This is a genomic window from Bradymonas sediminis (assembly GCF_003258315.1).
Lineage (GTDB): Bacteria > Myxococcota_A > Bradymonadia > Bradymonadales > Bradymonadaceae > Bradymonas > Bradymonas sediminis.
The window spans coordinates 2,309,548-2,330,236 of sequence record NZ_CP030032.1 but is presented as its reverse complement, the minus strand read 5'-3'; the positions used below and the strand labels follow the sequence as shown (position 1 = coordinate 2,330,236).

Below are 20,689 nucleotides of genomic sequence, written 5' to 3'. Positions count from 1 at the left end.
TCAAAATTCCGATGTGTCGCCGTCGAGTCCGCACGCGTCAATCTTTGTGGCCGTGATGGGGGCCTTACACATTTGCCAATGCTGCACTGTTCGAAATCCGGAGAAATAATGGTCGATTATACGAAGGCCGAAATGCTTACGCGCCGACTCGAGAGCTCGCCCCAACGCTTTTTTGAGTCCGGTGCGTGGAGTGCGTTGCTTGAGCAGTATTTCAATGGTTATCCGGTGGAAACGCTTCGCCCGTGGTTAGCCAGCGATGATTATTATGTGCGTAAATCAGCCTTATGTATTGCCTCCGAATTGGGGATTGAGGCCGCCTTATTGGTAGAAGATATTCTTCCGGTTTTTGCCTCAACCGACCCCGAGCTTGTTTATTATGCGTTAGATATTGCAATCATAGGCTCTCATTTGTGCCCAGAGGCACTGGTGGAAATAGCTCACACGATGGATTCAGAAAATGAGTTTCTGCGTCGGCGCGCGATGGTTTTGCTCTCCACAAAGCGGCCAAAATACCTCGTGCCGGCGCTTGAGGCTCTACAAGCGCATGAGCCCGACGGTGAGCATGCTAAAGGGCTTCTGAGTCTAGTAAACGCCAGTCAACTCTCTGTGGAGACGGCACGGTCCTTTATTTTGAGCGCCCGTCCGTTGTTGCGTCGGTATGGTGCACTAATTGCTGTTCATAAGGAGGAGTCTCGATCTGGCTTATTGAAACTCCTCGAGGCCAGCGATGACGGTGATTTGCGCTATTTTGCGAATAATGTGCGCTTAGATGGTAGGTGTGGCAATTAACCTTCTGATTTATATGCCTCTAATCGGCGAAGGCGTCGCTGTCGCGCGACCTGTCCATGCGATTTCATTAGGACAAGATCGCTTCGAGATACCCAAGGATACTGTCGTGCCCGGCGATGAGTGTTGGATGTTTCAGCCGGGCGAGCAGGTCAGGTGTGAGGCGAGGAGAGATGCTCGGGGCGTCTATTGGTTCGCCGTCGAACGAATTAGGCGGTCAGTCTGATTCACCAGCCGGGCAAGCCGGCTGGTGTCTGCGCGGCGCCCCCCGGAGTGCTCCAAACACAGCGCACCCAAAGCGCCTCGCCAAAAGCGACAGAAGGGGGCTTGCGTGCCGCGAAAGTTTCTCGGCGTGTTGGGTGGCATGGGTGTGGATCTCGTATTTATCAAGGCCTGAACGCGTAGTCGCCGCCGGTTGAATTGAAAAAGGAGCGCCGTCTATGGCAAAACTGTTTTCGACCAAGAACTCAGTTACTGCCAAGGAGGCGCCCCATGGTCCAACAATCGCATGAACGAGACGAGATTCGCAAGCAACTTCAGCCGTTTTTCGAAGACCTGATCGAGACGGTCATCCAGGCTCGAAGCAGCGAGGAACCAAGGATTACCGAGCTAAAGATTGCCCGCGCGGGCGACCGGCTCGGAGCTGAGGCAATCGGCCGATGGTTACTCGGCTATGACCTCGACGCATCACTTATTAATGTCGATGGGGCGTGTCATTATCGGATGAGCAAACCCGTCGAAAAAACCTACCACACACAGCGCGGCGAGGTTCGGCTGGCGCGCCATGTCTATCGTCCCAGCGGCGAGCACAACGGCGCGATTGTCTGCCCACTGGAGGCGAGGGTCGGGATGGTGCACGGGGAGTGGACACCCGGCTGCGCCGAGGCGATGGCCTATATCGCCCAGGAACTTCCCGAGCGCGCGGCCTCAAAAGTCGCCCAAAAATTGGGAGCAATGGCGTACTCCTTTAATAGCTTTAAGCGCGTCGCGCGCACCCTTGGGGCGCGCTGGGAAGCGGACCGGGATCAGCACGAAGAGGCCACGATTCAAGCTTTTAAAATACCCGATGCGGCCGCCCGACTCGCGGTGTCCATCGACCGAGTGAGCCTGCTGATCGATGAAGAGCAGAAGCTGAACTGGCGCATGGCGTATTGCGGCACGCTGACTCTTTACGACGGCACAGGCGAGCCACTTAAAACGCTTCGATACGGGCGTATGCCGGGCGAAGGTGCCCATATTTTACGCGAGCAGATGAAGTGGGATGTGGCGGCGATTGGCGGGCGCCGAGAGGATTTAGAGGTCGTCACCTTAAGCGATGGGGCGGCCGAATTATGCAACATCCTCGATGCCGATTATCCCGAAGCGGCGCGCTATATCGACTATTATCACGTTGTCGAAAAGCTCTCGGCCGCCCTCACTGCGTTTTGCAATAAGCGCTCCACGTCGAAAAAGGCGAAGGAACTATTGGCCAAATGGAAAACCGAATTGCTCAACACACCGAATGCCATTGAGAATATAGAGCGAACGATCAAACGCTGGCGAGCTGTGAACCTCGAGGTCGGCGGGCAAAAACCGGTCCACCAGGCGTTGACCTACATTGCGAATCACAAGGCCCAAATGAACTATGCCGAGGCGCGCGCCAAAGGCCATCCCATCGGCAGCGGACACGTCGAGGCCTGCTGTAAACAACTGGTGCAGACGGGAATGAAGCGAAACGGGCAGCGCTGGAAGCCCCGTGGAGGACAGTCCATTTTGACGCTGCGAAGCTTGGCGACGGACGCCAGATGGGAGGACGCGATGCAGGTGATGATGCCGAGCTTTAAGCGGTGCGTTGAGCCAGCAGCTCAGGCGGCGTGATCAATATGAGATTCACACCCGGTGGCATCGAGGCGATTAAAGTGCTCTTTTATCCTGTTTTTACGATGCTGATATTCAATCGAGATGATTATGAATCGTCTACTTATTCTTTGCTTTTTCTTATATCAAATTGCCACTTTATCAGCATGCAGTTCAGACACCAATTCTGTCGGGTGTAAGTCGCAAGATGACTGTCGGGGAACGCGAGTTTGCGTGGATGGAGCGTGTACAGACCGGGATGTCGACGCCTCCCCTCCAAAAGATGGGAATGCTGTCAACGATGTCGACGAGGATATTGATCAAGATGATGGCGGCGCAGAAGATATCATTAATGATGCCGTTTCGGACGTTTCAGATGCGGATGCCGACGTAAATATCTGTCCGGATATATGCAATGGTGGTTGTCGAAACGGTGAATGTCATATTAAGAGTGTATCATTGGGTTCGATTGAATGTCCGGATGGTCTGGCGTGTGTCGTTCATTGTGAGAGAGATTCGAGTTGTAGACGCCCCGTCAAATGCGGTGATGGGAAATGCACCGTTCTGTGTGAGGGGGAATGGGCATGCCAGGGGCCCATCGACTGCGGCGATTCGCCGCAATGCACGTTGCGCTGCCTGGGCCTTAACGCGTGTGAGGGGGCCATTCAATGTGGTTCCTCTGAGTGCCATATTGAATGCGGACAGGTTGGAGAGGTTGATACCGCTTGTAGCGGCGGGATCGATTGCGGCACGAATTCGTGCCAGGTGGCATGTCTCAACGATACGACTTGCGTTGAGTATTATTATCCCTGCCAGGACGAGGATTGCGGGGGCGCATATACCTGCAATGAGGCCGACTATTGCCGATGCATGGGGCCGGGGTGCTGGCCCACGCCGGATTGATGCGGGCGGTCAGTCGATTTTGATCGCTCTTTAATATCGGAGCCAGACCTTCCAGGTCTGGAAAGACAGGGCTATTGCTACCAGGTCAAGATGACCTGGCTCCGGGTGGCGAGCGTTCGCTGGGTCTCATTAAAACCGGAGCCAGACCTTCCAGGTCTGGGGGAATAGGCGTTTCGCTACCAGGTCAAGATGACCTGGCTCCGAGTAGCAAGCGTTCGATGGGTCTCATTAACATCGGAGCCAGACCTTCCAGGTCTGGGAAAGAGGCGTTTCGCTACCAGGTCAAGATGACCTGGCTCCGAGTAGCAAGCGTTCGATGGGTCTCATTAACATCGGAGCCAGACCGTCCAGGTCTGGAAAGACAGGGCTATTGCTACCAGGTCAAGATGACCTGGCTCCGGGTGGCGAGCGTTCGATGGGTCTCATTAAAACCGGAGCCAGACCTTCCAGGTCTGGGGGAATAGGCGTTTCGCTACCAGGTCAAGATGACCTGGCTCCGAGTAGCAAGCGTTCAATGGGTCTCATTAACATCGGAGCCAGACCGTCCAGGTCTGGGGAAAGGCGTATAGCTAGCAGGTCAAGATGACCTGGCTCCGAGTAGCAAGCGTTAAATGGGTCTCATTAACATCGGAGCCAGACCTTCCAGGTCTGGGAAGACAGGGCTATTGCTACCAGGTCAAGATGACCTGGCTCCGGGTGGCGAGCGTTCGATGGGTCTCATTAACATCGGAGCCAGACCTTCCAGGTCTGGGGGCATAGCCGTTTCGCAACCAGGTCAAGATGACCTGGCTCCGAGTGGCAAGCGTTCAATGGGTCTCATTAAAATCGGAGCCAGACCGTCCAGGTCTGGGGAAAGGCGTGTAGCTACCAGGTCAAGATGACCTGGCTCCGAGTAGCGAGCGTTCAATGGGTCGCATTAAAACCGGAGCCAGACCTTCCAGGTCTGGGGGAATAGGCGTTTCGCTACCAGGTCAAGATGACCTGGCTCCGAGTGGCAAGCGTTCGATGGGTCTCATTAAAACCGGAGCCAGACCTTCCAGGTCTGGGGGAATAGGCGTTTCGCTACCAGGTCAAGATGACCTAGCTCCGAGTAGCGAGCGTTCGATGGGTCTCATTAACATCGGAGCCAGACCTTCCAGGTCTGGGAAAGAGGCGTTTCGCTACCAGGTCAAGATGACCTGGCTCCGGGTGGCGAGCGTTCAATGGGTCGCATTAACATCGGAGCCAGACCTTCCAGGTCTGGGGGAATAGGCGTTTCGCTACCAGGTCAAGATGACCTGGCTCCGGGTGGCGAGCGTTTAATGCTGAAGCTGGCGGTCAGTCTGCTCTCCAACCGGGGGGAAGCCCTTCGCGTCGAGACGAGAATGGGATTTTCTGCCGGCTTTAGGCCCCTGACCCCTCCAGCCCCCCCATTCGTATCCCCCTTTGGGCGGGAAGCCTCCCCGAGAGAGGGGGATCCCATCCCCCCCCTGGACCCCATAGGGGCCTAAGGCTGGCATATTCTGGCGTTTTGACGGTTACTGGCGGTTTTAGGACGGGGACGCATCCCCCTCGGCGGGCCTACCGGAGCGACGAGGGGGGGATCCGGACCGGGGGTGGGGAGGGGGGGGAGGGGTCAGGGGGGCATAAGATCGCAAAATCGATCGCGATGACGCTTTTTTACCCCCATCGGATCCCCCCGGCGAGGGCCGAGCCGGGCGCGAGGGGGGGATGGTATGGGGAGAGGAGGGGTGTGGGAGGCCTGAAGGCGACACATTACGCCACGCAGCTCATCCCACTCGCCAGGGCATCAGCGCGAGAATCGGGTCTTTTTTGAGCAGGCTGGCGAGCATCGCCGGCTCGGCGAGTGCGTCGAGCCAGTCGCTCGCCTGGGGCACCAGGGCCTGGCCAAGCGCGCCGAGCGCGCCGGCCTGAATCGACGGGCTCTGCAAAATCGAGCCGCGCAGCGCTGATTTCAGGTCCTGTTGGCGGTGCGAGATATAGGTCAATTCGGTCTTCTTGGCGTCCATCACGCACAGCTTGGCCAGGCGCTCGACGGCCAGGTCCATGCCGCCGATATGGTCGACGAGGCCGCGCTTGTGGGCGGCCTCGCCCAGGTAGACCCGGCCGCGGGCGTAGCGGTGCAGGCGGCGGCGCGACAATTGGCGCGATTGGCCGACCCGCTGCAAAAAGCGGCGATAAAAACTGCGGGCGTCGGCGTCCATGCGCGCCATCATCTCGGGGCTGAGCGGCTCGGTGAGGCTGGCGAAATTGTCGGCGTCGTGCTCGAAGATGGCCTCGAAGTTCACGCCGATTTTGGCCGGCACGCCCGGCGCCGACATCTTGCCGGTGATGACGCCGATGGAGCCGGTGAGCGTGGAGCGCTCGCAGATAATCTCGTCGGCGGCCACCGCCAGATAATACCCGCCGCTGCCCACTACATCCGAGCATTGGGCGATGACCGGTTTGGTGCGGCGAAGCTCCTCGATGGCGTGCCAGATGATATCGCTGGCCAGGGCGCTGCCGCCCGGGGAGTTGATATGCAGGATCACCCCGGCGACGCGCGCGTCCTCGCGAACCCGCCGAAGCGCGGGGATGACCTCGTGCGGGTCAATCGTCACCGCCGATTGCCCGGGGATATTCATATTCGGCATGACGATCATGCCCGAGAGGTCGAGCACCGCGAAGCGCTTGGGCCGGCGAAAGAGCGGCTTCCACCGGTAGGGCTCCGGGGCTGAGGCGAGGTATTCGTCGGCGTTGAGCATCAGCGTATCTGAGCTGTTTTTGGGCGCCTTTGCGTCGGGCGCCTCCAACTCGCCGGCCTCCAGCTCGCCCGCCTCCAGCCAGCCCCGGACCGACTCGCGGAAGACCTCGCCGTCGATAAACCCGCCGCGGCGCGCCGTGGGGGCGTCCATCGGAGCCTGCTCAAAGAGGCGGTCGGCCTGGGCCGGGGTGAGGCCGCGGCGCTCGGCGATGCGCTCGAGCAGCAGATCTTTAAGGCTTCGGTAGAGGTTTTGCATCATCAGGCGTTGGGCCAGGGGCATCGACTCGTGCAAGAATCGGTGCGAGGCGGTCTTAAATTCGCCGATATGCACAAATTGCGGGACGATGCCCAGCTTCTGGAGCGCCTCGTGCACAAAATATTGCTCGAAGCGCGGGCCAAAAGAATAGAGGCGCCCCGCCGGGCTCATCAGGATGGAGTCGGCGCTTAAGAGCGTCATATAATCGGCGGTCATGGGCATCTGGGTGTGCGCGACGATGTCTTTTCCGTGGGCGCGAAGGTCGTCGAGCAGCCGGTAGAGCTCGGTCTTTTGCCCGTGGCCCATCGCGCTTGCCTGCGGAATGAGCACGATGCCGTCGACCTCTTTCGCGTCGCGCAGGCGCGCCAGGTTCTCGCGCAGCTCCATAAAAGACGGGCCGCTCTGGAAGAATCGCGCGATCCCCTCCGGCGGGCCGAAGGGATAGCTGCTCTCTAAATCCACGCGAATATAGAGTTTCTTTTTGCGCCGAAACAGATAACCTAGCTTGAACCAAAAGCTCGACCACAGGTGGCCGAGGAGCATGAAGAGATTTCGCAGCAACACAAAAGGCGCGCGTAGCATGGTCGATATTCCTGAGCATAAGTCATCGAAGAAGCCCGCCGCGCGGGCGATGGATTCGGCGCGAGAGCGGGTGGGGCGCAATGTAGTCAGCCCCGCCGGTGATGTCGAGGCGTCGGCGCCGCGGGCCGCGCGGCGCACCTATTTTATGGGCGCCTGGGCGCTCCTTTTTTTGCTGCTGATTTTGGGCGCGCCGGCGTGCGTGGACACCGCCGAGTGCAACGCCACGGTGAGCTGTCCCGGCGGCGAGGTCTGCTTCGAGTATGAGTGCCGCCCGCGCTGTGAGTCGGCGGCGCAATGCCCCGCCGACCAGGTCTGCTCTCCGTGTCAGACCATCTCGGGCACCCACGACCAGGGTAAATGCTTCGGCGCCGACCTGAGCGCCTGCGTGGACGAAAATTCATGAATTTATGGGCAAAAATTGGGCTCATCGCGGCGGGGGGCGCGCTCGGCGCGCTGTTTCGCACGGGCATCGCCGAGGCGATTTACGCGCGCATGGGCCAGGATGGGTTCGCGTGGGGGACGCTCACGGTGAATCTTCTGGGGTGTTTTTTGATCGGCATGGCGCGCGCGGGCGTCGAGATCGCCGATTGGGGGAGCCCGGAGCTTCGCACGATTGTTTTTGCCGGGTTTCTCGGCGCGTTTACGACCTTTTCGACCTTTGAGGCCGACACGGTGGCGCTGTGGCAGACCGGCCAGCGCGCGATGGCCGGCGTCTACCTGGGCGTGAGCGTCGTGGGCGGTTTGCTGTCGCTACTATTTGGCTGGTATGTGGTGGCGCGCGCGGCGCTCTAAGTCTTAGGAGGGGCCGCCCGGGTCTATTTCGTGGCGCAAGGGAGAGTATGTCGAGACTGATTGATATCGAGATTGAGCAGAAACGAGTCTGCGTGAAATTTCCCTATAATCGCGACCTCTTGCCGGTGGTGCGTACCTTGCCGGGGCGCTGGTTCGACCGCAATTCCAAGGATTGGTACGTCCCGCTGGAGCATGTCGCGGTGGTGATCGCAAAATTATCGGCCCACCACTTTAAGCTGTCGGCGGAGCTGCGCGATTATTGCGAGCAAAACGGCACGCCGCTCGACGGCGGCGCGCCGCTGCAGGCCCCCGGCGCGCCCGCGTCGGCCGGGGCGCTGAAGGTCCCCGAGGGCACTTATTCGATCAGCCAGCTCAATGAGGAAGCGCGCCAGGCGCTTCGCCAAAAATTCAGCGACGATATCTGGCTGGTCGGCGAGATTCAGAATTACGACAAAAACCGCGCCACCGGCCACGCCTATTTTGAGCTGGTCGAGCGCCTGGCGCCCAATGAGGACCCGGTCGCGCGCCTGCGGGTGGTGATGTTTCGCGATGACCGCCAGAAGGTCGAGCGCGCGCTGGCCGGCGCGCCCGAGGCGATACGATTGCGCGACGGGCTGGCGGTGCGGCTGGCGGGGCGCATTGATTTATATGCGCCCAGCGGCTCCTACCAATTCATCATCAATAATGTGGATCCGACCTATACCACCGGTGAGATCCACCAGAATCGCGAGCGGGTGCTCGCCATGCTCGATAAAATGGGGATTCGCGAGCGCAACCAGCGCCGCCCCTGGGCGCCGTGTCCGCTGCGCGTCGGGCTGATCACCAGCGCCGGCAGCGACGCCTATAATGACTTCGTGCACGAGCTAGAGCGCACGGGTTTTGGCTTTGAAGTGCACGTGCATAACGCCAAGGTTCAGGGCACGCAGACCGAGCCGTCGGTGCTGCGGGCGCTGGATTATTTCGCGCGCCACGCCGCGGATTATGATGTCCTGGCGATCGTGCGCGGCGGCGGGTCGCGCTCGGACCTCGCGTATTTCGACACCGAAGCGATCGGCAAGGCGGTGTGTGAGCATCCGCTGAAGATCATCGTCGGGGTGGGGCACCAGCGGGACCAATGTGTGCTCGATTTTGTGGCCGAATCGCAGAAGACGCCGACCGCCGCCGCCCAGGCGTGCGCCGCGCGGGTGCAGGGGTATTTGGAGCGGGTCGAGAAGTTATTTGAGGGCATCGCCGCTGGCGCCGTCGAGCGCCACGAGGCCGAGCTGCATCGGCTGCGCGGGGCGTCGACGCGGCTGGAGCGCGCGGTCGATAGCCGCGTCAAGATCGAGACGCGCCGGCTCACCCAGGTGCGCGGCGCGCTGACTTACGCCGCTCAGCGCGGCCTGGTGCAGGCGACGCGCCGGGTCGACCGGGTCGAGCGGGCGATCCCCGCGGCCGCGATGAACCGGCTGAAGGCGCAGTCTCAGGCGATCGACTACGCCCGCTCGCGCTTGTCGTTGCAACGCATCAATCGGCATTTTTCCAGCCAGGCCAAGCGACTCGCCGACATCACCCGGCGCCTGGATCGCCGCGCCAGTGGCTTAGTGCTCGACCAGACGCGCCGCCTCGAGATGCACCGGCAGCGCCTGCGCCTGCTCGACCCTCAACGTGTACTTGAGCGGGGGTTTTCGATTGTGTCGACCGAGGCCGGCGTGGCGCTTTCGCCCGATGATATCCCGGCCGGCGCCGCGTTCCGGGTGCGACTTGCCCACGGTGAATTCGGCGCGCGACGCACCGACGCGCGCAAGGGTGACGCCGAGGCGGATGTCGATTAAGGTCGCGATTAGAAATTGTTGAAGATGAAATTACCGATGGATAAAGAGGGTATAATGGAGCAAAATCAACAGGATATCAGCGAGATTCGCTACGGTGACGCGATGGCGGAACTTGAAGGGTTGCTTGATGAAATCGACGGCAATGAAGTCGACCTCGATGAGTTGGCGATTAAGGTCGAGCGCGCGTCGCAATTGATCAATATGTGTCGCGGAAAGATCGAGCAGACCGAGATGCAGGTTAAAGCGATTATTGAGGGTTTGGCTGAACCCGACGCTGAGCGGGAGTGATTTCGGCCTGGCGCGGCCGTTTTATTTGCTGGATTTAACTCGCCAAATTGTTGCTTTATAAGTCGGGTGTTTATTTCTTTGAGGAAGTGCGTATCATTCCTCGACCTCGAAGCGCGGTCAAAAAAGCCGCTACGGGTCTCTTTTATGTGCATAAACATTTGCTTAGCCTTGTCATAAGACGTTCGAAACGGCTAAACTTTCGCTGCGGTCTTCGGTCAACTCGCCTTCAAACTGCTTTATAGTCTCGTATGAAATTTTACTGCGACAAGTGTCATACAAAATACGGAATTGCCGACGAGAAGGTTCGCGGCAAGGTCCTCAAGGTGCGTTGCAAGAAGTGCGACAACGTCATCACTGTACGTGAGCCGACCGAACCGGTGCGTGCGGCGCAGCCGGCTCAGGCGAAACCGTCGCGCAGTCAGCAGCGGCCGCCGGCGGTACAGGCGCCTGCCTTCGACCCGGCAAGCGCCGCGTGGCATTACTCGGTGAACGGGCAGAGTTATGGCCCGTTTCCCTTCGCTGATCTCTGCGCGCGTTTTGCGTCGGGCGAGCTCGGCGATGAGTGCTATGTCTGGACTGATTCCTACGCGGGCTGGAAGCCGGTGCGCGAAGCCGACGAATTCCTCACCGCGCTAAATAAGGGGCAGAAGCTTAAGCCGCGCAATCGCACCATCGGGATTTCGCAGGGAATCGCGGCGATCACCCCAGAGGACGTCGCCAAGCATCAAGAGGCGGAGAAGGCGCGTCTGGCTGCAGAGGCCGAGAAGGCCGAAGAAGCGCGTAAGGCAGCCGAGGCTGAGAAGGCAGAAGCGGCGCGCAAAGCAGCCGAAGCCGAAGCTGCGCGCAAGGCCGAAGAAGCGCGTAAGGCCGCCGAAGCAGAGAAGGCAGCAGAAGAGCGCAAGGCTGCCGAAGAAGCCGAGAAGGCACGCAAAGCAGCCGAAGCCGAGAAGGCACGCAAGGCCGAAGAAGACGCGCGCAAGGCAGCCGAAGAAGCCGAGAAGGCAGAGGCGGCGCGCAAGGCCGACGAAGAACGCAAGGCTCAGGAAAAGCGCGAGCGCGAAGCCGCCGAGGAGGCGCGCAAGGCCGAGAAGGCGCGCAAGGCCGAAGAAAAACGCGAGCGCAAAGCCGCCGAGAAAGCGCGAAAAGCCGAAGAAGCGCGCAAGGCCGAAGAAGAGCGCGAGCGCAAGGCGGCCGAGAAGGCTAAGAAAGCCGAAGAGGCGCGTAAAGCGCGCGAGAAGGAAGAGGCTGAGCGCGCCGAGAAGGCCCAGACCGACCGCCTCGCTAATTTGCGCGCGCGTCTCAACGCGCCGAGCTCCGACGACAAGGCTGAAGCCGCCGACGAAGCCTCGAACGAGGAGCCGTCTGCGCAGGATGAGCCCGATATCCTGGCTGGTGGATTGGCCGCCGATGGTGGCTCGGCTCAGTCAAGCGTTGATGGTGCGTCCGGCGGTGAGCCGTCTGAAGACGCGGCCTTCGGCGCCGTGCCTGTGTCCATCGGGGCGAAGGGCGATGAGGCTGGGCAGCCGGAACTCGAGATGCCCACGGCGCTCGACCTCGGCGGACCCGAATCCACCCCGTCAAACGACGCTCCTCTGGTCGGCTTCGGCGCGCCTACCCCCAAACCCGTCCCGACGCCGGATGCTCCGGAGTCTGTAGGCGCCGAACTCATCGACCGTATCGATGAGATCGAGAAGGATGAAAAGAAGAAAAAGGGTCTTTTGATCCTTGTCGGACTTCTTTTCGCCGGCCTCCTTATTGGCGGGGCGATGATCTTTGTGAATAAGAATAACGAGTCCATCGAGCCGAAAGTCGTGGAGAAACCCGACCTCAAAGAGGCGACCCCGGCAGCCGCCGAGACGGAGAAAAAAGAAGAGCCCGTTGCGCCTGCGGCGGACGAAAAGGCTGTGGCTGAAGCTCCGGTCGACGAGGGTGCTGACACGCCGGCCGCCGAGGACGAGGGTGAAGTCGTCGCCCAGAAAGAAGCCGCGCCGGCAGAAGACGCTCCGGCGAAGAAGCCCAAAGAAGTCGCCAGTGTGTTTCGCGGTGGAAATATCGTTGACTCCGCGCCCTCGCTCGACGAGGCGCTCGCCGCCTCCTCCAAAAAGGGCTCGAGCACGAAGACGATAAAGTCCGGTGACGATAAGGGCGTTTTGCTTAGCGCCGACCTGGACTCGCCGATCGCCAAGAGCAACCCGGCGTTTAACTCGATGAACGCGATTCGCACCGAGCGCAGTGATTCGGTCTATAGCCCGACGGCCGCCCTGAAGGAGCGCGAGACCGAGAACGCTGGCATGGGACAGGCCCTGAGCCGTAAAGAGATCAATCAGGGCGTCGACACCATTCGTCAGAGCGTGAGCGTCTGCCGCCAGCGCCATTCGCGTCGTGGTATGGACCTGGATGTGCGCAAAATTTATCTCACGATTACGGTCGCGCCCAACGGCCGCGTCACCGAGTCGCTGCTCGCGCCCGACCGCCTCGCCCATACCGAATTCGCCAAGTGTATGGACTCTCACCGCGCGCGCTGGCGCTTCCCAACCTTCGTGGGTTCGCCGCAGAAGATGCGCGCTCCCTTCGTTCTTTAAAACCTCTTAAACTCGCCCACGCATCGCAAAGCGATGGAAACGCTGGGCGAGGCCGCTGAGGTCGCGCCCTGGGATCACCCAGGAGTAATTTCTCTGGAAACACAGTCCGTCGATCTCAAGCGCCACTATCTGGCGCTCGGCGAGCTCGGCTTGGATTGCGCGGCGCGGCAAAAATCCCACCCCCAGCCCTAATAGAACCGCTTCTTTGATTGCCCCGGTGCTGCCGAATTCGAGGTCTAGCGGAGCGGGGCGTCGACCGGTGTTTTCGCGCAGGGCGCGTTCGACGACCTTGCGCGTGCCCGAGCTGCTCTCGCGCCAGATAATCGGCGTTTCGTCTAAGGCCGCCGCATTCTTGGGTAGACAAAATTTCTGAGGTCTGGCGGCCACGACCGCGACGATTTCATCATCCAAATAGGGCTCAAGCCGACTTCGGCCCTGATCGGAGGGTCCCTCCACCAGCCCCAGCGGCACCGTGCCTTGCTCGACCCACTCGATGACCTGCGTCGAGTTTCCGACCTTCAGCCGCACCGAGAAATGCCCGACACTCTTCAGGAAGTCCGCGATAAGCTGCGGCATAATATAGGTCGCAATCGTGGTGCTAGCCGCCAAGATGAGCGGCCCGACCGGGGCCTTTTCTGGCATCACCGCTGCCGCCGCCTCTTGTAGGAGCGCCTCAACGCGGCGTGCATAGTCCAGCAACTCGGCCCCCGCCGCGGTCAGCCTTACGCCGCGTGCGCTGCGCTCAAATAGCGCCCGCCCCACCTTTTGCTCAAGCTGTTGGATCTGCGCGCTGGTGGCCGGCTGGGATAAGAATACCCGCCGGGCGCCCGCTGAGATTGAACCAGCCTCGGCCACCGCGCGAAATATGGACAGGCGGCGCGAGTCAAAAGCGGATTGGGGCATCGTTGCGCTCATGAAGTATCGGTTTTGCTTATGGGTTATCGAGATAAGCGATTTGTTCTGCCGATATCATAGCGCCATAGTCCTGGGCGTAAAGCGCGCCGGGCGCAGAAGATGGCGCCGGCAGCGTGTTTGATAAACCATGGCCATATATCACCCCAGACGAGACCAATCCGATGCACGATTCGAACTCCCAGGCAGCCTCGAATTATACGATAAAAGCGCTACTAACGACGCAGGCGGGCTGGTGGGTGATTCCGCTGGGCGGGGCGATCGCGCTTCTCAGCGGCGTGTCGGGCGGCGTCTCCCTGTTGGGAGGAGTCGTTCTAGGCGTGCTGCTGGGGAATCCGTGGATCGCCACGACCCGTAAGTTGACCAAGCGGCTCCTGGCCGCGGCGGTGGTCGGCCTGGGGGCGGGGATGAATCTGGTGGAGGTCGCGCGCATGGGCGCCAGCGGGTTTGTCTATACCTTCGTGAGCATCGGCGCGAGCCTGCTTGTAGGGGTGTGGCTTGCGCGTTGGTTGCGGGTCCAACGAAATACCGGGCTGCTCATCACGGTGGGGACCGCGATCTGCGGCGGGAGCGCCATCGCGGCGGCCGCGCCGGTGCTGGCGGCCGATGACGAGCAGATGACCGTGTCATTGGCGACGGTGTTTTTGCTCAACGGGTTGGCGCTCTTTATCTTCCCGCCCATCGGGCACGCGTTCGGGCTTGGGCAGGCCGACTTTGGGCTGTGGGCGGCGCTGGCGATTCATGACACAAGCTCGGTCGTCGGCGCGTCAATGACCTACGGTCAGGAAGCCCTCAAGATTGGTACGACGATTAAGTTGACCCGGGCCTTATGGATCGTGCCGGTGACGGTGGGCCTGGGGATGTATGTGGCGCGGTCGCGTGACACGGAGTCGCAGCCGCCCGCAAGCGCCGGCGCCGCGGCCAAGCCCAGCCGGCCCTGGTTTATCCTCGGCTTCTTGCTGGTCGCCGCGATGGTGACGGTCTTCCCCGCGCTTCGACCCGCCGGCCAGGTGGTCAGCCAGGTCGCCGAGAAAGCGATGGTGCTGATTCTCTTTTTGATCGGCGCCGGTCTCACCCGCGAGACCCTCACGGGCTTAAGCCCGCGCCCGCTTGTGCAGGGCGTGGTGTTATGGGTCATCGTCGCGTCGGCCTCGCTCCTATTTATCGCGGCGCCCTGGGCTTAAGCTGCGGCGGCTATAAAAAGTTGCGCCGAAGGCCGACCGTCGCGGCCGGGCCGACGTAGGGGATATTTGAGCCGCCGTCTTGCCAGACCGAATCCATCATCACCGACAGCGATGCCTCCCAAAATGGGAAGCCAAATTCATGGGTCATATGTCCGCCGAATCGCAGCCTTCGGCTGCCACTATCACTGAGCGCGGCGCCGTCGATGCGCGCGTCGCCCTCGACCTTGACGCTTGAGGTCAGCCCCCATGACCAGAAAAGGTTGTGGATATAGAGGTACGAAAATTGGACGGTTAACGCCTGGCCGCGCGCGAAGTCGATGGGCGTGCCGCTTGATTGAGGGACCTCGCGGGCAAAGGGCAGCGTATAGGTCGTGTTCAGGGTGAGGGCGTGGCTCGGCAAGAGGAATTTTGTGATCTTCAGCCCGCCAGCGACTTGCCAGAACCCGCCGCCGGTGACATCGGCGCCGGTCATCTTTTCGCTATCATCCGGCGCGCGCCCGGTCGGCGCCAGGGCGTCGATATAGACGTCGACGAAGGGAATCAGCGTGGCCGGCTTATCCCACACGATGCCCTCCATGGTGTCCTCAAACGCCGTCCAGCGCAGCCCCCCGGCCACGTCACCAAGCCCCACGCCGACCTCGCCATCTTCGCCCGCGAACGCCCGGTACTGCAGGTGCATCGGCACGCTGCCGTAGACCTGCCAACTCGGCGAGAAGGGGCGAAATCCGCCGCCGACCGAGAGGATAAAGTCATCGACTTCTGCGTTGCTAAGGCTACGATAGTCTCCCTCGCCGCTATAGGTTCCAGTGGGACGAAACGCGCTTATTTGGGTGCCAATCACCGCGGATTGACAGCGGCCAACCACCGCGAATTCGCCCGCGCCGGTCGCCGCGCAGCATGCCTGCGCCTGGACCTCGGCCGGGGACGCTACGGTGGCCAGGGCGGTCGCGGCGAAGGCTGTCATTAAGATGCCTGTGCGGCGGAGTTGATTCCTTCGGCTCGACTTCATCAGGTACCTCCTTTAAGCCCGAAGCGCGACGGCGCTCCGGGCGAGCTTAGCCCGCATTATTTTACTTCATAGTCGGCGATGATCCGGTCCTGGGTGCCACCGGCGCTCACGTCGATGCGAAGCTCCCAGGCGCCGGGCATCGTGTATTTGATATTCGAAATCGTATACATCCCCTCGCCATCCTCGGCGACGGTCGGCGCCTCGGGCGTGCCGTGGCCGTGGGCGGGCATAAACGGTTCAACCTCAATGGTCGCGCCGCTTACCGGCGTATTCTGGGCGTCCAGCAGTTTCAGATGCACCATATTGATGCCGGTCACGGGCGCTTCGGGCATGGCGTGCAGCTCGGCCTGAAAATGCCCGTTGGCCGACACGAGCAGGGTGTCGTCGTGCTGTTCATGCTGCGCGGCGTCGGCGTCATCATCCCCGCCACAGGCGCTGAGGCCGGCGAGGACGAAGAGCGCAAAAAAGAGGGTGATTGTCATGCGAGAGAGGCGGCTTCGCGTCAGCGTTTTCATGCAATTTGCTCCAATTGGCAGGGAGGCCGCGCCCGCGGCCGGGATTCATTTCGACCTGAATCATAGCTGCTTTGGGTGGGGCACCAATGTGGCAAATTGTCGCAGGACTGCGAGGCGGCAGGCGCGCGTCAGTCGTTTGGCGGGAATGCGTCGAGCTTTCGCTGCAGGGTGCGCCGGTGGATTCCCAGGGCACGGGCGGTATGCGAGATATTGCCGCCGCAGTCGGCGAGCACGCGTTGGATATGCTCCCACTCCGCGCGCGCAAGGCTGGGCGGCGTATAGTCCATCTTCGCCTCCGACAGCGGTGGGCGCTCGCCGCGCTCAAAGGCGGCGAGGATATCGTCGGCGTCTGCCGGCTTCTGAATGAAGTTCACGGCGCCGAGGCGGGTGGCGTCAATCGCGGTGGCGATGCTGCCGTAGCCGGTGAGCATCACGATGCGCATATTGGGGGCAATGGCGAGCAGGTCACGGATGAGTTCGAGTCCGTTGTCGGCGCCCAGGCGAAGATCGATGACAGCCATATCGGCCGAGTTTTCTTCGGTGACCGTGATGGCCTGAGCGTGGTTCGTGGCGAGCGATGTGGCGAAGCCCCGTCGGCGCATTGAGCGGGCGAGGCGCTCGCAAAAGACGGCGTCGTCGTCGACGATGAGGATATGAGCGGTCGGTTTTTCGGGCATCAGCGGACCTCGGGTTCAGTGGTGCGCGGCGCGGGAGGTGGCGGCGCACTTTCGCCGACCTGGCGCCGAAGCGGCAGGTTGATGCGGGCGCGGGTTCCCCGGGGCTCGGCCGCGCTGAGTTCGAGCGAGCCGCCCAGGGTGTCGGCCACGCTCTGGGCCAAAAATAACCCGAGCCCCACCCCTTGGCCAGCCGCCTTGGTGCTATAGAAGGGCTCAACCACTCGTTGAATAGACGCTTCGGGGATTCCCGGCCCGCGGTCGATGACCTCAAAGCGCAGGGTTTGCGCGCGGTACCGCGCCTGAATCGTGACGCGTTGATCCCCGCTGGATGCCTGAACCGCGTTCTTTATCAGCGCGCGAAGCGCGTGGGCGAGGGTGCGCTGCGGGCCCAGAAAGACGGTCTCGAGCAGCTCATCGGCGATGTCGATATCGAGGCGCTGCTGCGTGTCGATCATCGCGATGGCTTCGTCGATGAGCTCACGCAGCGCGAAGGATTGGTTTGACTCGCCCAGCGTCTGGCCGGTGTCGACCGCGAGCTGCTCGAGGATGTCGCGGCAGCGGTCAACCTGGTCGCGGATAAGACGCGCGTCTTCGACCAGCTCGACGAGCTCCCCAGACGGCTCGCCTGGATGCGGGGCGAGGCGCTTGACTTCGCTCTCGAGGTCCTTGGAGATGATGGCGATGGTCGACAGGGGCGTGGCCAACTCGTGGGCCGCGCCGGTGGCCAGGGTCGCGAGCGCGGCGATTTTCTCGGTGCGATACGCCTTGGTCTGCGCCCGGTGAAGCTGGGCGTTTCGCTGGTCAAGGTCGCGGGTGACCCGCCCCAAAAAATAGGTGATGGCCAGCGCGGCGATCGCGAAGGCCAGCCACATCCCCTGGACGTGCATATCCATGGCTTCGCTGCTGTGATGATGCATCGGGTCGCCGCCCGGCATCACCGCGGGGCCAGGCAACGGAAGGTGGCCCAAAAAGAGCGAGCCGAAACACGCGATCGAGAAGAGCCCCAAAAGCCAGGTGCCGCGCGAGTCGAGCACCAGGGCGGCCAGCGCGATATGCACCAGATAGATAAAGCTAAACGGGTTATACGGGCCGCCGGTGAGGTATAGAAGGGCGGTCAGGATGAGCATATCCACGACCATAAATAGGCCAAGGTGCTCTGATTCGCCGGGTTGTCTGCGCGCGGCGTGGCGGATCGCGGCGAAGTTGAAGGCGATCTCAATGCCCAGGATTGCCCCAACCGCCAGCAGCGGCAGCTGCAGGGCAAAGAGCAAATGGGTGGCTAGGAGCAGCAGGGTTTGCCCCGCGATCGCGAACCAGCGTAGCCGGATTAACTCGGCGGCGTGGGAGGGGCGCTCTAGCGAGACTTCCGTCATGCGGTCGTCCTCGCGCGCGCCATCCGCGCGCGCAATAGCTCGACGTCCACCAGGGTGGCCGGGTCGAATTGACGGGCGACCTCGCCCGCCTCGTCGAGCCAAGCGGCGGCCGCGTCGGGGCGCTCGAAAAGCCACAGGTCTTCGGCGATCTCAAAGCGTATTTCGGCGTCTTCGGCAGACTTCGCGACGAGCGTTCGCAGCGCCGAATCGTTGGCTTCGGGGCTGGCCAGGTACCCGATGAGGGCGGCGAGTTGTGCCGCCTGGGCATCGTCGGCCCAGCGCTCTTGGTGCGCTCGAAGACGCCGCTGGGCGCGCTCAAAGTCGCCCGCAAGGGCGTGTTGACGCGCGACGCGGCGCGATATTTCTGGATAAATAACAAGGGGATGCGCCTCTTCGGCTGCCAGGAGCCGGGCGCAGAGGTCGAAATAGCGACCCATCTCACCGGCCTGCTCCCAGGCGCGCGCGAGCATCCATAAATGCAGCCCATTTACAGGCGCTGTCATCGCGTCTTCGAGCGCCCGAAGCTCCTGGGGCGATGCCTGAATGATCGCGTCTTGGGTGGCGATATCCTGCCGGGTCATCTGCTCGGCGATATCGTAGGCGAAGCCGCATTCCTCATCGAGGTATTCGGTATAATTGTCTTCGATCGAGGCGGCGGGCGCGGTGATCTTTTTAGTGGACATGGGGCTCCGTGGGGGGCGCGGTTGGGGCGGCCGGGAAGAGCCGCTCGAAGGGGCTATTCGGCACGTTGAGTCGTAGCAGGCGGCGCTGATTTTGTTGAGGCGAGTTGAGCCAATGCAGGCCGGCGCGCTTAAAAAGTGTCTCTGGGTGGAGCGGGCGCGAGGTCTCCACATGCGCGCGCCAGAACTCACCGGCCTCGCCGGCGCTCGCCCCGGCTTGTTCGGCGGTGCTGATAAACGCGGCGCGCAGATGGCCGGCGCGGTATGGTTGGTGGCGCCGGGCGAGGTTATCCATCAGCGCGCGGAACCAGTCGTGCACGCTCAGGCGGCCCTGGGAGTGGTCGGTTAAATAGGTGTCGATGGCCAGGGCCAGGAGAACGCCGCGGTCGTAGGGGAGGCGCGCGCGGTCCACCGGGCTGCTGCTGGCCCGCGAGGCCGGGCGGGCGGCCGGGTTTCGCAGATAGTGGTCGGCGGAGGTGGCGAGCTCGGCCAGGACCTCCTCGCGGCTAAAATGCCCCAGTTCGGCCAGCGTTTTTAGCGCCATATAGTGAGTAAAACCCTCCTTAAACCAGCGCGTCCCAAGCTCAGACTCCGGCGCCGGGGTCAACGAATGCCCGTTCCACATATGAAACGCCTCGTGGGCCAGGAGCAATGAGATCTGCGGGTCGATCTCGGCGGGGGCGGAGGAGTCGCCGCCGGCCGGGGCGCTGTCGCGCATCTCGATGACGAAGCCGGCGTGGCGGCCCACCCCGAGGTGGTCTTGCCCGTCTTCGGAGATGAGCTGGCGCATATAGGCGCTGACCGGGCCGAGGTCGCCAAAGCGCTGGCGGTAGACCCCGAGTATCTGGCCGACCGAGCGCCCGAAGGAGGCTCGGTCGATGCCGGTTTCGGGGTCGAAGGCCAGCGTGACCGCGGAGTGATTGGGGGCACCTTCGGCGGGCTCCTGGCGCTCGATAATCAGGTCGTCGCCGGCCACCACAAAGGCGTCTCGAAGCGCCGCGGGCGTCTCGGCCAGGTAGCCGTGGACTGTTGTGTCGGGCGAGGTCTTTGACGGCCCGCTTTTGCGCGCGTTCCACGTGCTCAGGATCTTCCAATCGGCCGGGGCGCGAATCTCGACCGGGATGTCGCGAATCGTGTCGATGATCTGGGCGCTCGGCAGGATGAGGAAGGCCGGGCCGTAGGCGAAGAACGTCCTGTCGGCGTAGCGCGGGTGGAAGCGGCCGAAGCGGTCGGCGCGGGTGCTCAGCGCGACCGAATAATCCAGCTGCACCCACTTCGCCTGCTTGGATTCGACCTCGATGCGCCCGCTCGCCCGGTCGATGGTATAGGCGGTGGGGCCGCTTGGAAGTTGGGCGCCGTGGATCTCAATGGCGCGCGCATAGTCCGCGTGGCCGGCCCACTGGGCGGGCAGAAAAAACGTCGTATGATGCGGCGGCTTGAGCAGGCGAATATGCACCGTTAGCTGGTGAGGCGCGACTTCTAATTGGTACCAGAGGGTGCCGGTGCTGGTGGTCGCCGAGGGGCCGGGCGCCTGGCCAACCATCGGCTCGAAGCGCGCCGGGGCGTCCAGGCTATCGGCGCCGCGCAGGCCGCGGCAACTCGCGCTGGCGCACACGATAAGCAGCAGGCACACCAGCGCGCCTGCGCGCAACGCGGCGCCCGAAGCTCGTGATGGCGACTCGATTTTTGGAAATTTTCTCATTACCGATAGACGCTTGTTCGTGCTGCGGAACCGTGGTTATATATCCGAGTTAATG

General features: G+C 61.9%; 16 protein-coding genes. 8 read left to right on the top strand and 8 right to left on the bottom strand.

Going from position 1 to position 20,689, the window contains the following annotated elements; genetic code table 11:
- Positions 1–108: 108 nt before the first annotated feature.
- Together DN745_RS08845 and DN745_RS08840 are read left to right on the top strand one after the other, a co-directional pair.
- Positions 109–789 carry a HEAT repeat domain-containing protein gene (locus tag DN745_RS08845; RefSeq protein WP_111334056.1) on the top strand — a complete coding sequence of 227 codons (681 nt, stop codon included), beginning with the start codon at positions 109–111 and terminating at the stop codon, positions 787–789.
- A 489-nt stretch (positions 790–1,278) separates the two neighbouring features.
- Entirely contained in the window at positions 1,279–2,643 is a 1,365-nt protein-coding gene (locus DN745_RS08840; protein WP_111334054.1) for a hypothetical protein, read from the top strand.
- 2,651 nt (positions 2,644–5,294) lie between these two features.
- Here the strand turns inward: DN745_RS08840 and DN745_RS08830 are convergent.
- Positions 5,295–7,106: a S49 family peptidase gene (locus DN745_RS08830; RefSeq protein ID WP_111334050.1), complete on the bottom strand. Its 1,812-nt coding sequence runs from the start codon at positions 7,104–7,106 to the stop codon at positions 5,295–5,297.
- Between DN745_RS08830 and DN745_RS08825 the strand changes: the two genes are divergently transcribed.
- The 5 genes from DN745_RS08825 (at position 7,105) to DN745_RS08805 (ending at position 12,582) form a co-directional block, all read left to right on the top strand.
- On the top strand, positions 7,105–7,509 hold the full coding sequence (locus tag DN745_RS08825) for a hypothetical protein (RefSeq protein ID WP_111334048.1): 405 nt from the start codon (positions 7,105–7,107) through the stop codon (positions 7,507–7,509). The genes DN745_RS08830 and DN745_RS08825 overlap by 2 nt on opposite strands.
- Positions 7,506–7,898, top strand: a complete 393-nt coding sequence (locus DN745_RS08820; RefSeq protein WP_162687558.1) for a fluoride efflux transporter FluC — start codon at positions 7,506–7,508, stop codon at positions 7,896–7,898. Before DN745_RS08825 ends, DN745_RS08820 begins: the two co-directional genes overlap by 4 nt.
- 47 nt (positions 7,899–7,945) lie before the next feature.
- Positions 7,946–9,712: an exodeoxyribonuclease VII large subunit gene (gene xseA, locus DN745_RS08815; RefSeq protein WP_111334044.1), complete on the top strand. Its 1,767-nt coding sequence runs from the start codon at positions 7,946–7,948 to the stop codon at positions 9,710–9,712.
- Between the two features lie 54 nt (positions 9,713–9,766).
- Positions 9,767–10,000, top strand: coding sequence for an exodeoxyribonuclease VII small subunit (xseB, locus tag DN745_RS08810; RefSeq protein ID WP_204355124.1), 234 nt, complete (start codon positions 9,767–9,769; stop codon positions 9,998–10,000).
- Positions 10,001–10,248: 248 nt separating this feature from the next.
- Entirely contained in the window at positions 10,249–12,582 is a 2,334-nt protein-coding gene (locus DN745_RS08805) for a GYF domain-containing protein (protein WP_111334042.1), read from the top strand.
- 6 nt (positions 12,583–12,588) lie between these two features.
- On the opposite strand, the gene DN745_RS08800 is transcribed toward DN745_RS08805, so the two are convergent.
- Positions 12,589–13,497: a LysR family transcriptional regulator gene (locus tag DN745_RS08800; protein WP_204355123.1), complete on the bottom strand. Its 909-nt coding sequence runs from the start codon at positions 13,495–13,497 to the stop codon at positions 12,589–12,591.
- Positions 13,498–13,658: 161 nt separating this feature from the next.
- Between DN745_RS08800 and DN745_RS08795 the strand changes: the two genes are divergently transcribed.
- Positions 13,659–14,678: a YeiH family protein gene (locus DN745_RS08795; RefSeq protein ID WP_111337599.1), complete on the top strand. Its 1,020-nt coding sequence runs from the start codon at positions 13,659–13,661 to the stop codon at positions 14,676–14,678.
- A 10-nt stretch (positions 14,679–14,688) separates the two neighbouring features.
- Here the strand turns inward: DN745_RS08795 and DN745_RS08790 are convergent, their stop codons facing one another.
- The 6 genes from DN745_RS08790 to DN745_RS08765 all read right to left on the bottom strand — a co-directional run bounded on the left by DN745_RS08790 (position 14,689) and on the right by DN745_RS08765 (position 20,634).
- Positions 14,689–15,687 carry a hypothetical protein gene (locus DN745_RS08790; protein WP_133622002.1) on the bottom strand — a complete coding sequence of 333 codons (999 nt, stop codon included), beginning with the start codon at positions 15,685–15,687 and terminating at the stop codon, positions 14,689–14,691.
- Between the two features lie 56 nt (positions 15,688–15,743).
- On the bottom strand, positions 15,744–16,202 hold the full coding sequence (locus DN745_RS08785) for a FixH family protein (protein WP_111334035.1): 459 nt from the start codon (positions 16,200–16,202) through the stop codon (positions 15,744–15,746).
- Between the two features lie 128 nt (positions 16,203–16,330).
- Positions 16,331–16,879 (bottom strand): response regulator transcription factor, encoded by a 549-nt coding sequence (locus tag DN745_RS08780; RefSeq protein ID WP_111334033.1) that lies wholly within the window; start codon positions 16,877–16,879, stop codon positions 16,331–16,333.
- Positions 16,879–18,252 (bottom strand): ATP-binding protein, encoded by a 1,374-nt coding sequence (locus DN745_RS08775; protein ID WP_111334031.1) that lies wholly within the window; start codon positions 18,250–18,252, stop codon positions 16,879–16,881. Before DN745_RS08775 ends, DN745_RS08780 begins: the two co-directional genes overlap by 1 nt.
- The gene (locus DN745_RS08770; RefSeq protein ID WP_111334029.1) at positions 18,249–18,935 is read right to left on the bottom strand and encodes a hypothetical protein; all 687 of its coding nucleotides are present in this window, start codon (positions 18,933–18,935) and stop codon (positions 18,249–18,251) included. Before DN745_RS08770 ends, DN745_RS08775 begins: the two co-directional genes overlap by 4 nt.
- Positions 18,925–20,634, bottom strand: coding sequence for a M61 family metallopeptidase (locus DN745_RS08765; protein ID WP_111334027.1), 1,710 nt, complete (start codon positions 20,632–20,634; stop codon positions 18,925–18,927). The genes DN745_RS08770 and DN745_RS08765 overlap by 11 nt, the downstream gene beginning before the upstream one ends.
- Positions 20,635–20,689 lie beyond the last annotated feature (55 nt).

Bases quoted from the DNA above. Each gene is read 5' to 3' on its own strand.
- DN745_RS08845 (WP_111334056.1), top strand. From the start codon at position 109: ATGGTCGATTATACGAAGGCCGAAATGCTTACGCGCCGACTCGAGAGC.
- DN745_RS08840 (WP_111334054.1), top strand. From the start codon at position 1,279: ATGGTCCAACAATCGCATGAACGAGACGAGATTCGCAAGCAACTTCAG.
- DN745_RS08825 (WP_111334048.1), top strand. From the start codon at position 7,105: ATGGTCGATATTCCTGAGCATAAGTCATCGAAGAAGCCCGCCGCGCGG.
- DN745_RS08830 (WP_111334050.1), bottom strand. From the start codon at position 7,106: ATGCTACGCGCGCCTTTTGTGTTGCTGCGAAATCTCTTCATGCTCCTC.
- DN745_RS08820 (WP_162687558.1), top strand. From the start codon at position 7,506: ATGAATTTATGGGCAAAAATTGGGCTCATCGCGGCGGGGGGCGCGCTC.
- xseA (WP_111334044.1), top strand. From the start codon at position 7,946: ATGTCGAGACTGATTGATATCGAGATTGAGCAGAAACGAGTCTGCGTG.
- xseB (WP_204355124.1), top strand. From the start codon at position 9,767: ATGGAGCAAAATCAACAGGATATCAGCGAGATTCGCTACGGTGACGCG.
- DN745_RS08805 (WP_111334042.1), top strand. From the start codon at position 10,249: ATGAAATTTTACTGCGACAAGTGTCATACAAAATACGGAATTGCCGAC.
- DN745_RS08800 (WP_204355123.1), bottom strand. From the start codon at position 13,497: ATGAGCGCAACGATGCCCCAATCCGCTTTTGACTCGCGCCGCCTGTCC.
- DN745_RS08795 (WP_111337599.1), top strand. From the start codon at position 13,659: ATGCACGATTCGAACTCCCAGGCAGCCTCGAATTATACGATAAAAGCG.
- DN745_RS08790 (WP_133622002.1), bottom strand. From the start codon at position 15,687: ATGAAGTCGAGCCGAAGGAATCAACTCCGCCGCACAGGCATCTTAATG.
- DN745_RS08785 (WP_111334035.1), bottom strand. From the start codon at position 16,202: ATGAAAACGCTGACGCGAAGCCGCCTCTCTCGCATGACAATCACCCTC.
- DN745_RS08780 (WP_111334033.1), bottom strand. From the start codon at position 16,879: ATGCCCGAAAAACCGACCGCTCATATCCTCATCGTCGACGACGACGCC.
- DN745_RS08775 (WP_111334031.1), bottom strand. From the start codon at position 18,252: ATGACGGAAGTCTCGCTAGAGCGCCCCTCCCACGCCGCCGAGTTAATC.
- DN745_RS08770 (WP_111334029.1), bottom strand. From the start codon at position 18,935: ATGTCCACTAAAAAGATCACCGCGCCCGCCGCCTCGATCGAAGACAAT.
- DN745_RS08765 (WP_111334027.1), bottom strand. From the start codon at position 20,634: ATGAGAAAATTTCCAAAAATCGAGTCGCCATCACGAGCTTCGGGCGCC.